16 protein-coding genes are annotated in these 15,053 nt (G+C 73.2%); 6 read left to right on the top strand and 10 right to left on the bottom strand.

The window, feature by feature from the left end; genetic code table 11:
• The first annotated feature begins 1 nt into the window (after position 1).
• Both LCN96_RS31330 and LCN96_RS31325 read left to right on the top strand, forming a co-directional pair.
• A complete protein-coding gene (locus LCN96_RS31330; RefSeq protein ID WP_225266023.1) occupies positions 2-946 on the top strand; it encodes a carbohydrate ABC transporter permease in 945 nt (314 codons plus the stop codon).
• Positions 936-1,766 (top strand): carbohydrate ABC transporter permease, encoded by an 831-nt coding sequence (locus tag LCN96_RS31325; RefSeq protein ID WP_225266022.1) that lies wholly within the window; start codon positions 936-938, stop codon positions 1,764-1,766. The genes LCN96_RS31330 and LCN96_RS31325 overlap by 11 nt, the downstream gene beginning before the upstream one ends.
• A 119-nt stretch (positions 1,767-1,885) precedes the next feature.
• Here the strand turns inward: LCN96_RS31325 and LCN96_RS31320 are convergent, their stop codons facing one another.
• The 8 genes from LCN96_RS31320 to LCN96_RS31285 all read right to left on the bottom strand — a co-directional run bounded on the left by LCN96_RS31320 (position 1,886) and on the right by LCN96_RS31285 (position 7,077).
• On the bottom strand, positions 1,886-2,368 hold the full coding sequence (locus LCN96_RS31320; protein ID WP_225266021.1) for a flavin reductase family protein: 483 nt from the start codon (positions 2,366-2,368) through the stop codon (positions 1,886-1,888).
• Positions 2,365-3,588, bottom strand: a complete 1,224-nt coding sequence (locus LCN96_RS31315) for a styrene monooxygenase/indole monooxygenase family protein (protein ID WP_225266020.1) — start codon at positions 3,586-3,588, stop codon at positions 2,365-2,367. Before LCN96_RS31315 ends, LCN96_RS31320 begins: the two co-directional genes overlap by 4 nt.
• Positions 3,589-3,693: 105 nt before the next feature.
• Entirely contained in the window at positions 3,694-4,677 is a 984-nt protein-coding gene (locus LCN96_RS31310) for an AraC family transcriptional regulator (RefSeq protein ID WP_225266019.1), read from the bottom strand.
• Positions 4,678-4,734: 57 nt separating this feature from the next.
• The gene (locus LCN96_RS57485; RefSeq protein ID WP_225276094.1) at positions 4,735-4,908 is read right to left on the bottom strand and encodes a sugar-binding domain-containing protein; all 174 of its coding nucleotides are present in this window, start codon (positions 4,906-4,908) and stop codon (positions 4,735-4,737) included.
• Positions 4,909-4,934: 26 nt separating this feature from the next.
• Positions 4,935-5,141 (bottom strand): sugar-binding domain-containing protein, encoded by a 207-nt coding sequence (locus tag LCN96_RS31300; RefSeq protein WP_225266018.1) that lies wholly within the window; start codon positions 5,139-5,141, stop codon positions 4,935-4,937.
• A 216-nt stretch (positions 5,142-5,357) separates the two neighbouring features.
• Positions 5,358-5,876 carry an RICIN domain-containing protein gene (locus LCN96_RS31295; RefSeq protein ID WP_225266017.1) on the bottom strand — a complete coding sequence of 173 codons (519 nt, stop codon included), beginning with the start codon at positions 5,874-5,876 and terminating at the stop codon, positions 5,358-5,360.
• A 98-nt stretch (positions 5,877-5,974) separates the two neighbouring features.
• A complete protein-coding gene (locus LCN96_RS31290; protein ID WP_225266016.1) occupies positions 5,975-6,763 on the bottom strand; it encodes a hypothetical protein in 789 nt (262 codons plus the stop codon).
• 92 nt (positions 6,764-6,855) lie between these two features.
• Positions 6,856-7,077, bottom strand: a complete 222-nt coding sequence (locus LCN96_RS31285; RefSeq protein WP_225266015.1) for a hypothetical protein — start codon at positions 7,075-7,077, stop codon at positions 6,856-6,858.
• 482 nt (positions 7,078-7,559) lie between these two features.
• Between LCN96_RS31285 and LCN96_RS31280 the strand changes: the two genes are divergently transcribed.
• The 3 genes from LCN96_RS31280 to LCN96_RS31270 all read left to right on the top strand — a co-directional run bounded on the left by LCN96_RS31280 (position 7,560) and on the right by LCN96_RS31270 (position 10,286).
• Positions 7,560-8,357, top strand: a complete 798-nt coding sequence (locus LCN96_RS31280; RefSeq protein ID WP_225266014.1) for a putative protein N(5)-glutamine methyltransferase — start codon at positions 7,560-7,562, stop codon at positions 8,355-8,357.
• 28 nt (positions 8,358-8,385) lie between these two features.
• A complete protein-coding gene (locus tag LCN96_RS31275; protein WP_225266013.1) occupies positions 8,386-9,006 on the top strand; it encodes a TetR/AcrR family transcriptional regulator C-terminal domain-containing protein in 621 nt (206 codons plus the stop codon).
• 179 nt (positions 9,007-9,185) lie between these two features.
• Positions 9,186-10,286 (top strand): esterase-like activity of phytase family protein, encoded by a 1,101-nt coding sequence (locus LCN96_RS31270; protein ID WP_225266012.1) that lies wholly within the window; start codon positions 9,186-9,188, stop codon positions 10,284-10,286.
• 11 nt (positions 10,287-10,297) lie between these two features.
• Here LCN96_RS31270 and LCN96_RS31265 read toward each other — a convergent pair whose 3' ends face one another.
• Positions 10,298-13,222 (bottom strand): pyridoxamine 5'-phosphate oxidase family protein, encoded by a 2,925-nt coding sequence (locus LCN96_RS31265; protein WP_225266010.1) that lies wholly within the window; start codon positions 13,220-13,222, stop codon positions 10,298-10,300.
• Entirely contained in the window at positions 13,219-13,968 is a 750-nt protein-coding gene (locus tag LCN96_RS31260; protein WP_225266009.1) for an HAD family hydrolase, read from the bottom strand. Before LCN96_RS31260 ends, LCN96_RS31265 begins: the two co-directional genes overlap by 4 nt.
• A gap of 166 nt (positions 13,969-14,134) precedes the next feature.
• On the opposite strand from LCN96_RS31260, the gene LCN96_RS31255 reads away from it, so the two are divergent.
• Positions 14,135-15,001: a hypothetical protein gene (locus LCN96_RS31255; protein WP_225266008.1), complete on the top strand. Its 867-nt coding sequence runs from the start codon at positions 14,135-14,137 to the stop codon at positions 14,999-15,001.
• Positions 15,002-15,053 lie beyond the last annotated feature (52 nt).

The following is a 15,053-nucleotide window of genomic DNA, read 5'->3' as shown; positions in this document are numbered from 1 at the left end:
CGTGACGGCGACGGACCTGCGTGAGGGGACGGCCGCGCGCCCCGCCACCCGGCCGCCCCGCGCCTTCTGGACCATCCCCCGGCGCGACGCCCTCGTCGGCTACCTGATGATCTCGCCGCAGCTCGCGGGCAGCGTGCTGTTCGTGCTGCTGCCGCTCGGCCTGGTCGGCTACTACAGCCTCCAGGAGTGGAACGTGCTGGCGGGCACGTTCGAGTTCGTCGGCGGCGAGAACTACGCCAAGCTGCTCGCCGACCCGAACCTCGGGCAGGTGCTGACCAGCACCGCGCTCTTCTCGGCCGGCCTGGTCGTGCTCAACCTCGCCCTCGCGCTCACCCTGGCCGTCCTGCTCGACCAGAAGCTGCGCGGCACGACGTTCTTCCGCACGCTGTTCTTCTCGCCGGTGCTGGTGTCGCTGGTCGCCTGGACCATCGTCTGGCAGTTCCTGCTCCAGCAGGACGGCGGCGTCAACGGCCTGCTCGGCCTGGCCGGCGTGGACGGCCCCAACTGGCTGCGCGGCGAGAGCACCGCCCTGCTGTCGGTCGTCGTCGTCCAGGTCGTCAAGAACGTCGGGCTCAACATGGTGCTCTTCCTGGCCGCGCTCCAGGGCGTGCCGCGCCAGCTCTACGAGGCGGCGCAGCTCGACGGCGCCGGCGCCTGGACCCGCTTCCTGCGCATCACGGTGCCGCAGATCAGCCCGACCATCCTGCTCACCTCGATCATCACCGTGGTCGGGTCGCTGCAGGTGTTCGCGCAGATCGCCGTGCTCACCCAGGGCGGGCCCGGCCTGTCCACCACCGTCCTCGTCTACTACCTGTACCAGCAGGCCTTCCAGTTCAGGCACCTCGGCTACGGCGCCACCCTGTCGGTCCTGCTGTTCCTGATCGTCGCGGCGCTGACGCTGCTGCAGTGGCGGCTGCGCCGGAAGTGGGTCTTCCATGAGTCGTAGGGTCAAGCTCGCGCTGTATGCGGTGCTGAGCGCGCTGTGCGTGCCGTTCGTCTTCCCGACCTGGTGGATGGTCACCTCGTCGGTGAAGCCGATCAGCGACATCTTCGCCTTCCCGCCCGCGCTGGTGCCCACCAGGTTCGACTTCTCCACCTACGCCAGGGTCTTCGAGCTGCAGCCGTTCGGGCAGCAGTACCTCAACAGCCTCTACATCGCGGCCGTGGTGACCGCCGGCACGATGGCGGTGGCGGCGATGGCCGGCTACGCCTTCGCCCGCATCCGCTTCCCCGGGCAGAACGTGCTCTTCCTGGTCGTGCTCGTCGGCCTGCTCATCCCCAGCGAGGTGACGATCGTCCCGCTGTTCCAGCTCTTCCACACGGCGGGGCTGACCGACACGCACTGGCCGCTGATCCTCGTGCCGATCCTGGGCGCGCCCAGCGTGCTGGCCACGTTCATCATGCGGCAGTTCTTCATCACGCTGCCCGGCGAGCTGGAGGAGGCCGCCAGGGTCGACGGGCTCGGCCGCTTCGGCACCTTCTGCCGGGTGGCGCTGCCGCTGGCCCGGCCGGCGCTCGGGGCCGTGGCCATCTTCACGTTCCTGCACTCCTGGAACCTCTACCTCGAACCCATCGTGTTCCTGTCCACCCCGTCGAAGTTCACCCTGCCGCAGGCGCTCACCCAGTTCGTCGACGCCTACGGCTCGCCCCTGTGGAACGTGCAACTGTCCGCGGCCACGATGACCGCCCTGCCCATCCTGGTCGTCTTCGTGCTGGCCCAGCGGCAGTTCATCGAGGGGCTCGCGCACACCGGTCTGAAAGGCTGACCGCCCGCTACTCCCGCGACGGATGGCGCCGCTTCCACGCCCTGCGCATCCCGCACCAGGGCACCTTCGGCCTCAGGGTGATCCTCGGCTCAGGCGGGCTCAGGCGGGCTCAGGCGGGCTCAGGCGGGGCGGGCCAGGGCCGGCTCGGGCCAGAACTCCCGGTAGCGGCCGGAGTGGAACACCAGTGGTTCCCCTTCGGCCCGCTGGTACCGCTCCACCGCGCCGACGAAGATGTGGTGGTCGCCGCCGTCGTGCACGCGCTCCGTCCGGCAGACGAACGTGGCCAGCGTCCCGGCGAGCAACGGCAGCGGCGCGCCGAGCAGCTCCACCCCGGCGAACTTGTCGGCGCTGGGCGTGGCGAAGCGCCTGGACAGGTGGTCCTGGCCGGCGGCCAGCACGTTGACGGCGAACCGCCCGGCCCGCAGGAAGAGCCGGGCGCTGGGCGCGCGCGCCGACAGGCACCAGAGCACCAGCGGCGGGTCGAGCGAGACCGAGGTGAAGGAGTTGACGGTCACGCCTGCCCGCTCCCCGCCGGCGGTCGCGGTCGTGATCACCGCCACCCCGGTCGCGAACTGCCCGAGGGCCTCCCGCAGCGCTCTCATGCCGCGACCCCGCCCAAGTAGGCCTCGGCCCGGCCGGCGTCCATGAACCAGTCGGCGTAGTCGGCCGGGTCGTCGAAGCCGTTGACGAACCGGGAGGCGATCTCCGGCCGCTGCCCGGCCGCGCCCAGCAGCGCCAGGTGGTGCGGCTGGGCCGGCGCCAGCAGCGCGTTGGTCCAGTCCGTGACGTGCCGGGCCTGCGCCCAGAACAGCTCGAACGTGCGCCGCATCCAGTCCGCGTCGAACGGCTGCGCGCCCCGCTCCACGATGGCCCGCAGGTAGGTGGCGGCGCACTTGGCGGCGTTGTTGCTGCCCTGCCCGGTGATCGGGTCGTTGAGCACCACGACGTCGGCGACACCGAGCACGGCCGCGCCGGACGGCAGCACGGCGACGGGACGGCGCACCGTGGGCGCGAAGCGGCCGGTCAGGACCGCGTTGGCGTCGGTGAGCTCGATCGCGGCGCAGCGCTCGGCCTCCCACGGGAAGAACGCCCGCAGGACCTCGCGGCTGCGCGCCAGGTGCTCGGCGGGGCCGCGCACGTCGCCCCAGCAGTCCATGGGGCCGCCCGGCACCCCCTCGAACACCATGATCTCGCACGGGCCCGAGTGTGTCAGCGCGGGGAAGACGAAGAACTCGCCCACGCCGGGCAGCAGGTTGAAGCAGACCGCCGAATGGCCGGAGCGGGGCAGCAGGCCGTTGACGTAGGTGAGCGCCAGCGCGCGCTGCGGGGCGCTGTACGGCGAGCGCGCGGGGTCCCGCTCGAAGAGCGAGGCGATCTCCCCCTTCCCTGCCGCGACCAGGACCAGGTCGTGCCGGGCCGCGTACCGCTCCAGGTCCTCGGCGGTGGCGTCGTGCAGGACGAGCTTGCCGCCGAGCCGCTCGAACTCGCCCAGCCAGGCCGGCATCTTCACCCGCTGGTCCACCGAGCGGGCCGGCACGTCCAGCCGCGCCGCCCAGTCGAGCGCCTTGCCGCCGTCCGGGCCGGGCACCGTCAGCGCGATGCCGTCGATGGGCGGGCAGAGCCCGGCCCACCGGTCCAGGCCCAGCTCGCGCTCCAGGGCCTGCGCCGTGCCGAACATGGCCTGGCCGGACATGACCCGGCCGTCGCGGATGGACTCGGGGGTGCGGTTGGAGACCACGGTGACGTCGTAGCCGTGCTGGAGCAGGCCGATGGCCAGGTGGAGCCCCGCCTGCCCGGCGCCGACGATGAGGATGTCGCGCATGGTGAGGTGTCCCTTCCGGGGGTCGAGTGGAGAGGTGGATGATCGGCGCCTGACAAGAACGGTACGGCCGGCGCCCGGGGCCGGGCCATCCGCTGAGCGCGGATCTCATCCACCCGGCGCGGAACCTCTGCGCAGCGTCTCCGACGGCGGCTGCCCGTACCTGTCGCGGTACTGGGCGGCGAACCGGCCCTGGTGCAGGAAGCCCCACCGGGCGGCCACCGTGGTCACCGTGACCCGGGCGGGGTCGGCCGCGCTCAGCTCGTCGTGCACCCGCGCCAGCCGTACCCGCCGCAGGTGGGCCATCGGGGTCAGCCCCAGATGCGCACGGAACCCCTCCTGGAGCGAGCGGCTGCTGACCGCGACGGCGCCGGCGACGTCGGCGGTGGTGAGCGGCAGGTGCGCGTGCTCCTCGATGAACTCCATCGCCCGCCGCACCACCTTCGGCAGCGCCGGCGGCCTGGGGGCCGTCAGCCGCGCCGAGTAGTTGGAGGGCTGCATGGTCAGCAGCAGCGTGGTCAGCGCGTTCTCCAGGTGCGCGACGGCCAGCGGATGGCCGCCCAGCCCGTCGTCGCGCTCGGCCTCCTTGACGAGCAGGTCGGCCAGGTCCCGCCAGGACCTGGCCCAGCCCGCCGTCAGGTCCACGCCGAGGTCGAAGACGACCGGGGCGTCGAGCGGCTCGCCGAGCAGCTGCTCAAGCGAGCGCTCGATCGAGGCCCGCTCGAACTTGACCAGCAGCTGGGGGCAGCCGGCGGCCCACCGCATGTCGAGGTGGCGGGTCGGCGAGGGCAGCGAGGCCAGCGACGGGGTGGAGACGATCTCCGCCTCGCCGGCGCGGATCAGGCTGCGCCCGGCGAGCGGGATCATGACCAGGAAGAACGTCTCCAGGTCGCCCGGCTCGATGTGCACGTCGGCCCCGTAGTCCAGGTAGCTGACGCGGACCGAGCCGAGCTGGACGGAGTTGAACCGGGCCGACAGCAGGCCCGCGTCCCCGGACAGGTCGAGCCGGTGCGGGCAGAACACCTTGGCGACCTCGCCGCGCACTTCGTCGAGGTCGGAGCTGGCGAAGACGGAACGGTTGCGGAGCAGCACACCGAATGATCGTCGTCGGCGATCTCGGCGTTCCAGGTAAAAGGACACACCGGAGCGTCAGGAGCAGAGCCGGCGCGCCACCCGCAGGTCGGTGATGAGCACGTTGACCCGGCCGCCCTCGCCGGCCGCCCTGATCGCCGCGAGCTTGCGCAGCCCGCGCGCGATCCCGATCCGCCGCCCGACGGCGCGGAACGTCGCCCGCTTCGACGCCGATGACCCGCCGGGCGCCAGGTCGCCGATGCCGGTCAGCGTGACCGTCAGGTCGTGCCACTGGGCCTCACGTCGGCCAGGTCGGGGTCCTGGAGCAGCGCCTCGCGGATCGCGCCGGTGGCGACCACGCCGGGCAGCGGCACGAACACGGGGCGGGCGTTGGTGAGGTCGGCCAGGCGGGCGATGAGCCGGGTGGCGTGCACCTGCGCCTCAGGACGCCCGAGCCCGCCGGGGATGGTCCGGCCGGGCCGCACCTCGCGGGCCGGCGCTTGCCGCCGGTCGTGCGATCGCCGGACATGAGCGAAGCCCTCGACCGGCGGGGTGGTCGAGGGCCGTGGTGCGGTACGGTCGCCCGTGGTCAGTCCTGGTCGCGCGCACAGGCACAGGCACAGGCACAGGCGCGGCCGGGCGGGTCAGGCCGGGCGTCGCAGATGGTCACGCCCGCATCAGCCCGCCGGCTCCGCGCACCGTCATTGACGGATGTAGAACATCTGCGCCGCGCTCCCGTTGCAGCGGAAGACGTAGAGCGGCACCGTCGGCGATCCCCCCGGCACGTCGATGCAGTGCGTACGCGTGCCGCTGACGGCGGAGCGCAGCTGCTTGGGTGTGGAGTTGTTGAACGACCCCTGCCAGACCCACCGCTCGTTGCTGATGCTGTTGCACGGCCACTGGTCGACGCGCCCGAGGTTCACGGCGCCCTCCCTGGCCTCCAGGCACCAGCCGGTGCGCTGGTTGAGGAAGCGGTACGTCGTGCTGCTGCCGCTCTCCTGCAGCGGCAACCAGTTCTGCCCCACGCTGCCGTCACACGGCGCCTGGAAGATCTGGGCGTCGGAGGCGGCGGGGGCGGACGGGTCGGGCTGCAGGCACATCCCGCTGGCGAAGCTGACGATCTTGAAGTAGTTCAGAGCCTGTGCCGGTTGAGCCGCCGTGATGAGTCCTGCCGACGCCAGGGCGGCGGTCAGGACGGCTAATCCCCGTTTGATCGACATGCTGTGCCTCCGTTGAAGACGACGAGGGCCGCCTCCGGGCCCTCCATGTCAACCAAGGCGTTCCATCCCGTTCCATCGCCCGCGGCGCCGCCCCGGTGTCACTCCTCGTCCTCCTGCGCGGCGGCGGTCCGGACCCTGGCGCTCTCGTCCGGTGTCGCCGGCGGGCGCCGGACGCGGTCGCCCGGCTCGACGTGCTGCGGTGGCGGCATGGAGCCGGTGGGAGCGGGGCTCTGCGCCGGGGCCGAGGGCGCAGGGGAGCCGGAAGCGGCGGTCGTGGCCGTCGGCGCGGGCGTGGGATGGCCGGCCGGTGCCGGCGCCGCCGTGACGGCCGGAGTCGCGGACACCGTCACGGTGAGGGTGGCCGTGACGGCCGGCGTGGCCGACGGGTCCGGGGACCTGCTCGCCACGGGGGTCACCGCCGTCCGCACGCGGCGAGCGGAGTAGCCGGGCTCCGCGTCCTTGTCCTTGACAGGTGTGGGTTTGGCCCGCGCGGTCTTGCGCGCCGGCTTGCCGGTGAGCTGCTCGGCCACGGTCTGACCGGCCACGGTCTGGTAGGTCAGGATGCCGCCCATGCTGAGGGCGAAGACCAGCCCGGCGGCGACCGCCACCCTGGCCCACGGCAACCGCCTCGGCGCCGCCTCCTCGACGGGCACCAGCGTGTCCGTCCCGCCACCTGCGCAGCTCTGCCCGCGCCGGGCCTTGACCGTGTGCTGCCTGACCTTCTCACCGGTGCGTTCGAGGTAGTGCGCGTAGACGGCGGTGCCCGCCGTGGTGCCGACGCTGACCAGCGCCGCGCCGAGCACGGTGCCGGCCACCCCGAGATGCGACGCCGCGACCGCGGCGGTGGCCGCGGCCAGCGCGTTGCCCGCGATGCGCGGCCCGGTCAACTCTGATTTCCGCTGAACGTCGCCCATGCCTGAGCCCGGTCCCCTTCTTGATTTGTTCCTTCGACAACAGGCCCGCATGGGCATGATGGGCACTACCGGCCGTGGGACTCCCAGCGACGCCGCACGGCGTCGCGCGCGAGGAGCCCGCACTGCCGTGCTTCTGCGGCCAGGTCGCGCAGGCCGCCGGCGGAACCGTGCGGATGGTGGCGCAGGAAGGCGCCGAGCTGCGCGCCTCCCCACCCCAGCAGAGCCAGGACGAGCGTGATTTCCAGGGCCGAGACGGCCGCGATGGCGAAGAAGATTGCGGTGATCACCGGGATGACTCCAGCCGCCGGCCAGGCGGCGTTATCGATGGGTTCAGCGGTCAGCGAGGGGTTCGTTGGGATGAGCGTAGGTTCGTCACCTGTCCTCATCCGGTCGGCCCGCCGCCGCTTGGCCGACCTTTTGCCCTGACTCGCGCCGATGTTGGCGCAGGCGAGGTTTGCGGTGATGACCTGCGTGCTTCGTCCGGACTCGCGGACAGGGCGATCCCTCGGACGTCCGGGCCGCGCCCGCGTCAGGCGGCACGGCTGAGTGACGTCACTCATCGTAACGGAGCCGCAGGTCAGCGACCCACCGACCCCACCCCGGGCAGGGCGTTGCGCGGGCTGATACTGTGACGGTCTCGTCAAGAGGATCGTCCTTGGGAGGTGAGACCCATCAACGCTGTGTCAGTCCGGGTGCTCCCCTCGCAGAGCGCGGCCCACAGGGATTAGGTGACCGCGGGAGCGCCCATCGGCATCCCGAAAGGCTCCCCATGTCGGTTTCTTCGTCATCGCTCACCACTGCCGCCATCGTCTCCCGCCTGCGCGCCGCCGGCTGCGTCTTCGCCGAGGACGAGGCCGGGCTGCTCCTGTCCACCGCGCCCACCCCCGCCGACCTCGACGCCATGGTGGCGCGCCGGGTCGCGGGGGAGCCGCTCGAACACGTGCTGGGGTGGGCGGAGTTCTGCGGCCTGCGCGTGTACGTGGAGCCGGGCGTGTTCGTGCCCAGGCCGCGTACCGGCTTCCTCATCGAGGCGGCCGCTGAGCTGGCGCGCGAGGTCACGGGCACGCCGGTGATCCTGGACCTGTGCTGCGGGACGGGCGCGATGGGCGCGGCGGTGGTCGCGGGCCTGGCGCGGGCCGAGCTGCACGCCGCCGACCTCGACCCCGTCGCCGTGCGCTGCGCCCGGCGCAACCTGGAGGGGACGGCGACGGTGTACGAGGGCGACCTGTACGACCCGCTGCCCGCCGCGTTGCGCGGCCGGGTGGACATCCTGATCGCCAGCCCGCCGTACGTGCCGTCGGAGTCGGTGGGCCTGCTGCCGCCCGAGGCCCGCCTGCACGAACCGCTGCACGCGCTGGACGGCGGCGCCGACGGGCTCGACGTGGTGCGCCGGGTGATCGGCGGGGCGCCCGGCTGGCTGGCTCCCGGCGGGCGGCTGCTGGTGGAGACCAGCGAGCGCCAGGCGCCGGCGACCGCCGAGGCCGCGCGGGCCGCCGGGCTGACGGTCCGGGTGGCGACGTCGGACGACCTGGACGCCACGGCCGTCATCGGCACCCGCCAGGCGTGATGCCCGGCGCTGTTAAGGTGATCGATCGATGGCACAGAAGGGACTGGCGCGCGGCACCGTCGTCCGCGCGGCACTCGAGCTGCTCGACGAGACCGGCCTGGAGGGCCTGTCGGTGCGCCGCCTCGCCGCCCGCCTCGGCGTCCAGAACCCGGCGCTCTACTGGCACTTCCGCAACAAGCAGGAGCTGCTCGACGAGATGGCCCGCGAGCTGCTCGCCCACGACATGGGCGGGCCGGCCGAGGGGGAGGGCTGGCGGGAGTGGCTCACCCGGCGCGCGCACCGCTACCGGCGCACGCTGCTCAGCCACCGCGACGGCGCGCGGCTGATCGCGACCGGCAACCCGGGGCCCGACGTCGCCAGGGCCTTCGAGCAGGAGCTCAGGACGCTCACCGGGCTCGGCTTCACCCCGGCCCAGGGGCTGCACGCGATCACCGCGATCAGCCACTACACGCTCGGTTTCGTGCTGAACGAGCAGGCCGGGCGCGACCGCCAGGAACGGGGTGACAGCCCCGCCCCGGCCGCGTACGCCAGGGACTACCCGCTCACCATGGAGGGCGTCAGGACGGGCGGCGCGCCCACGAGCGACGAGGCGTTCGCGCACGGCCTGCGGCTCATCCTCGACGGCGTCGCCGGGTCGGCCCCCGCCTGACCGCCCCGCGACCCGCAGCGATTCGCGCCTTTTGCAGTGCGGCATGCGGTTGTCTCCTTCGTAGACTTCACTGCTGGGACGCGCTTTCATGTCCTCCGTCGAATTCCGGGACGGAGGAACAATTGCCAGGTACACGGAAAACTGCACGGAGAATCACGGAAATCACCCTCGCTTTCGCGGTGCTGGCGGGCACGGCCCCGCCCGCCGCCGCGTCCGCGCCGCAGGAGCCGGTACGGATCACCCGCTTCCTCGGCGAGCAGCGGGTGCCGCACATGGACAAGCTCGGGGGCACGACCGTCGGCGGCCTGTCCGGGTTCGACCGCGATCCGCGCACCGGCGTCTGGTACTTCGTCTCCGACGACCGCTGGCGCTACAACCCCGCCCGCTTCTACACCGACCGCCTGGCCTTCAACCGGAAGACGGGCGACTTCACCGGCGTTCGGCTGACCGGCGTCACCATGCTCTACCGGCCCGACGGCACGACGTACCCCGCCTACGGCAAGCCGGGCTCGGCCGACCCCGAGTCGATCAGGGTCGACCGGTGGAGCGGGCGGCTGCTGTGGGGTGACGAGGGGGACCGGCCCGACGAGTCGAATCCGGATATTCCCATCTCGCAGCCGAAAGTGCGGGGAATGGACGTCGAAGGGCGGCAGCTCGCCGAATTCCCGCTCCCGTCGAATCTGCGTTTCGAGGACGCGGAGAGCGGCCCCCGGCGCAATTTCGGATTCGAAGGGGTGGCCGTCACCGAGCGCGCCGTCACGGCCGTGACCGAGGGGCCGCGCTTCGAGGACGGGCCGACCCCGACCGCCGAGCGCGGCTCGATGACGCGGCTGACCGTGTGGGACCGCCAGGGCCGGGTCCGCGCCCAGTACGCCTACCCGCTCGACGCCCTGGCGGCCCCGCCGAACCCGCCGACCGGCCTGACCGACAGCGGCGTGTCGGAGATCCTGGCCATCGACGAGCACCGGTACCTGGCGCTGGAACGGTCCTGGATCCAGGGCGTGGGATACCGGGTCAAGCTGTACGAGATCGACGTGCGCGGCGCCTCCGACGTCCTGGGCCGCGACTCGCTGGCGGAGGCCGACACGTTCCGGCCGGTCTCCAAGCGGCTGGTGCGCGACCTCGGCGAGTTCCGCCCGCCGGTGCAGAACCTGGAGGGCATGGCCTGGGGCCCGAGGCTGGCCGGCGGCGAGTGCACGCTGGTGATCGGCTCCGACGACAACTTCTCCGAGGAGGAGGTGACGCAGTTCATGGCGTTCGGCGCCACGGGCTGCCCCTGACCCCCGTACCGTCAGCTGCCGTGGATGCGGCGCCCCGTGATGTGCTGGGGGACGATGCGGATGTAGAGCTGCCGCTCGCCCCCCGCCCACGGGGTGACGCCCGCGCCGGCGACGCCGGCCGCCTCCTCCGGCGGCACGTGGTGCGCGGGCCCCTGCACCAGCACGCTCCACCCCTCCCGGTTGGTCTCGTCGATGTTGTCGATCTGGAAGGCGATCACGATGTCCACGCCTTCCAGCCCGCTGCGCAGGTCCTTGTCCATGGCCCCGCCCGCGGCGGTGCGGAAGACGATGGCGCCCTCGTGCACCTTGTAGTTCACCGGCAGCACGGTCGGCCCGTGCGAGCCGTTGAACGCCACCCGCCCGATCCCGCCCGGCGCGATCAGCCGCCGGCACTCCTGCTCGTCCAGGGTCTCCAGGGCCGGGTGGGCCATGGCGGGGCCGCGCCCCGGTGGCCGGTCCTGGCCGCCGCCGAGCAGGTCCTGCACCGTGGTGCCCAGCGCGTCGGCCAGCCGGTAGAGCGCCCCGGTGTCCGGGGTGTCGGCGTTCTCCTCCAGATATTTCAGGTAACCGGGTGACATGTCGGCCCGCTCGGCGACCTGCTCGCGGGACAGCCCGAGCCGCTCGCGGTGATGGATGACCCGGCGGCCGAGATCCCCTGTGCCTGCCATGATGACTTCCCCTCTGCCATAGGTACGGCGTGCGGTGCCGCTGAGCCGGGCCTCGTGGTGGTCGGCGTCGATGAACAACTGACGCCCGCGGTAGCGGATCGGCATGGACATCAGGCCGACCTCGTCGGGCATCCGCGGATCGAGCCGCATCCCGTCAGGCCGGAGCTCAAGGCCCAGGTAACAGCGCTGCAGCAGGTCGAGCGTGCCGCCCATGGCGCCCAGGTGGATGCCTTCGGCGGTGGTGCCGCCCTGGACGTCCTTGATGTCGCTGTAGAGGGCCTCGGTGAAGAACCGCCACGACTGCGCCCGGTTCGAGCGCGCCAGCACCCAGGCGTGCACGACGGCGCTGAGAGTGGAGCCGTGGCTGGTGCGCCGCAGGTAGTAGGAGGTGGTGCGGGAGAGCAGGTCGGGGCCGGCCGCGTAGCCGAGGTGCCGCAGCAGGCCGATCAGCTCGTCGCCGGTCAGCAGGTAGCGCAGCATGAGCGTGTCGGCCTGCTTGGACGCCTGGTACCGGTTGACGTCGTCGCCGTCGGCCTCCAGCGCCCGGTCCAGGCGGCGCACGCCCGCGTAGCGCTCCCAGTCGAGCTCCAGCAGGTCGCCGTAGCCGGTGAACTGGCTGATCACGCCGTCGTGGAAGTCGACCCGCAGGCGGCGGCCGACGTCGTCCCAGTGCGCCAGCTCGTCCCCGGTGGGCGCCAGATCGGGGGCCAGCGCGGCGGTGTCACGGGCGCGGGCCATCAGCCAGGCCGTCATGACGTTGGTGTAGGCGTTGTTGTCCAGGCCGGGCGTGGCGGCGCCGGGGTAGGCGTCGTGGTACTCGTCGGGGCCCATGACGCCGCGGATCTCGTACCGGTCGCCGGCGGGCACCGCGAGTGAGGCGAAGAACCTGGCGATGTCGAGCAGCAGCTCGGCGCACCACGGCGGCATGGAGCCGGTGGCCAGGTAGTGGTGCCACACGTTGTAGGCGATGGCCAGGCCGACGTGCCGCTGCAGTCGCGAGTGGTCCGGCAGCCAGCGGCCCGACTTGGGGTTCAGGTGCAGGGTCTGGGTCTCCTCGCGGCCGTCGCTGCCGCTCTGCCACGGGAACATCGCGCCGGCGTGACCGGCCTCCCTGGCCGCGTCCCGCGCCTCCGGCAGCCGCCGCCAGCGGTAGCGCAGCAGCCCGCGCGAGATCTGCGGGAAGCGCAGGTCCAGCCAGGGCTGCACGAACAGCTCGTCCCAGAACACGTGCCCCCGGTACGCCTCCCCGTGCAGGCCCCGGGCGGGCACCCCGGCGTCGAGGTCGGCCGTGTGCGGGGACAGCGTCTGCAGCAGGTGGAAGACGTGCAGGTGCACGGCCTGCGACAGCGCGGGGCCGTCCACGTCCAGCCGGGCCCGCGCCCACAGCCGCTGCCACGCCGCCTCGTGCCGGGCCAGCAGCTCCTCGAACGGCGGCGCCCGGCGTACGTGCCGCAGCGCCGACGAGCGCGCGTCGTGGGCGGCCGGGTCGCGCGAGGAGGTCAGCGACACCACCTTGCTCAGGCCCGCCGGCACCCCTTCGGCCAGGTCGAGGACGTGCTCGGAGCTGATGTGGTCCGTGCTCAGCACCGGCCGCGCGGATGTGCCCCCGGGGTCCGTGTCGATCCTGGCGGCCAGGGCCACGGTGACGTGGGAGCAGCGGGTGCTCACCGTCAGCCAGGCCAGGTCGTCCTCCGAGCCGGTCGCGTGCCCGGTGAGGTGGTCGCCGCGCAGCTCCCGGTAGCGGGCCACGCCCTCGTTGCGGACCCGGCCCTCCAGCGTGGCGCGCACCCGCAGCGGGCCCGACCAGTTCTCTGCGGTGAACGTGGTCCGCATCGCCGCCAGGTACGGGTCCGCCATCGACACCAGGCGGCACTGGCGTACCCGGGTGACCCGGCCCTCGCCGTCGCGCCAGCGCAGCTCGCGCACCAGCACGCCGCGGCGCAGGTCCAGCACGTGCCGGTAGAGCGGCAGGTCGGCCCGCTCGGGCGCGAACCAGTCGGAGCCCGGAGTGGCGAACGTCAGCGGCAGCCAGTCGGGCAGATTGACGATGTCCTCGTTCGTCACGGTGTGACCGGCCACCACCGAGTCGAGCCGGTCGTAGCAGCCGGCCAGGTACGTGCCGGGCGTGCGCGGCGCCCCGTCGGGGGTGGCGCCGCGCGTGGCGAACCGGCCGTTGCCCAGCGTGCACAGCGCCTCGCGCAGCCCCTCGCCCGACGGCTCGAACCCGTCGTAGACCAGCGTCCACGCGTCCTCGGGACGGCCGTTCATCGCCCGCCCACCGGCACGCGGCCTGCCACGTCGGCGTCGGCCAGGTCGGCCACCACCGCGTCGGCCCCCGCGGCCAGCATCGCGGCGGCCTGCGTGCCGCTCCTGTCCACGCCCACCACCTGCCCGAACCCGCCCCTGCGCCCGGCCTCCACGCCGGGCAGCGCGTCCTCCACGATCGCCACCTCGCGCGGCGCCAGCTCCAGCCGCCGCGCCGCCTCCAGGAACAGCGCGGGATCCGGCTTGCCCGGCAGGCCCAGGCGGGCCGCGTCGTTGCCGTCCACCAGCGTGTCGAACAGGTGCAGCAGCCCCGCCGATGACACGACCGCCCGGCAGTGCCTGCTGGCGGACACCACCGCCGTGCGGCAGCCGCGCTGCCGAAGCTCGTGCAGCAGCGCGACCGTGGAGGGGAAGGCCGCCACGCCGTGCCGGTGGATCTGCTCCACGAACAAGGCGTCCTTGGCCAGCCCCAGCCCGTGCACGGTCGGCGCGCCCGGCTCGTCGCCTGGCCCGCCTTCGGGCAGCGAGATGCCGCGCGAGGCCAGGAACGTGCGCACGCCGTCCAGCCGGGGCCGGCCGTCCACATGGGCGAGGTAGTCGGCGCGGATGTCGAAGGGCGCCGAGCGTCCCCTGAGGAAGGCGTCGAAGACGTGCTTCCACGCGGCGGCGTGCACCCGGGCCGTGTCGGTGACCACGCCGTCGGTGTCGAAGACGACGGCGCGTGTGCTGGTCAGATCGAAGGTGGCCATGCTTGGACGCTACCCGCGCACGCCGCGCCCAGCCATGGCCGTCCGACCTCGTGACCCGGGACTTCCGGCACGTCACACGGGAAGCGGGAGCGGCCAGTGGGTAGGTCTGTCACCAGGCCGCGCCTGGCGAACCCCCATTCCCACGGCCATGAGCAGGAGGCGCCGCATGAGAGCGTTGACCGTAAGGGTGTTGTCGTTGCTCGCCGTGCTGGGGGTGGGGGTGGTGGGCTGCGGCGACACCAGGCCGCCGCGCTCGCAGAGCACCACCACGCTCAGCCCCTCCCCGGCCCCCACCACGCAGGCCCCCACCACGCAGGCCCCCACCACGCAGGCCCCCGCCACGTCGGCCCCCGCCACGTCGGCCCCGGACGCCCCCGCGACCAGCCCCGAGGGCCGGCCCACGCCGCGCTCGAACCTGGTCGCCGGGCGCTACCAGCCGCTGTGGCCGTTCTCCAGCCCGCGCGAGGTGGCGGCCTGGCAGCGCCAGTACCGCGCGAGCGGCCACCAGCCGTGGCACCTCGACGCCCGCCTCACCGCGATCGCCTTCAGCCGCGACTTCCTCGGCTTCGCCGGCATCGACCGCGCCGTCAAGACCGTGACGGACGGCCCGCACGCCCGCGTGCACGTCGGCCTGCGCGCGGAGGACACCTCCCGGCCGCTGGTCGCGGCCGTCGTGCACCTCGTACGGTACGGCTCGGGCCAGGACGCCCCCTGGGAGGTGGTCGGCACCGACGACACCACGCTCTCCCTGACCAGACCCGCCTACGGCGCCTCCGCCGGCTCCCCGCTGACCGTCGGCGGGCGCATCACCGGCGTGGACGAGAGCATCAGGATCCAGGTCCGGCAGCCCGGCACGCAGGCCCCGCTGGGGGAGCGGTGCTGCCTGGCCGCGGGAGGCGAGAACGCCGCCTGGTCGGCGCGGGTCACGTTCGAGCCGCGGCCGGGGCGGGTGCTGACGGTCGTGGCCTCGACCGGTGGCCACGTGGCCGAGGTCGAGCGGTTCGCGGTGACGGGCGTGACCTCGCCGTCCTGACCCCCGCAGCCCTGACCCCCGCAGCCCTGACCCCGCAGCCTGGGTGGGGGCC

The organism is Nonomuraea gerenzanensis, from assembly GCF_020215645.1.
GTDB lineage: Bacteria > Actinomycetota > Actinomycetes > Streptosporangiales > Streptosporangiaceae > Nonomuraea > Nonomuraea gerenzanensis.
The sequence above is the reverse complement of the archived record's forward strand: the minus strand, read 5'-3'. Positions and strand labels throughout refer to the sequence as shown.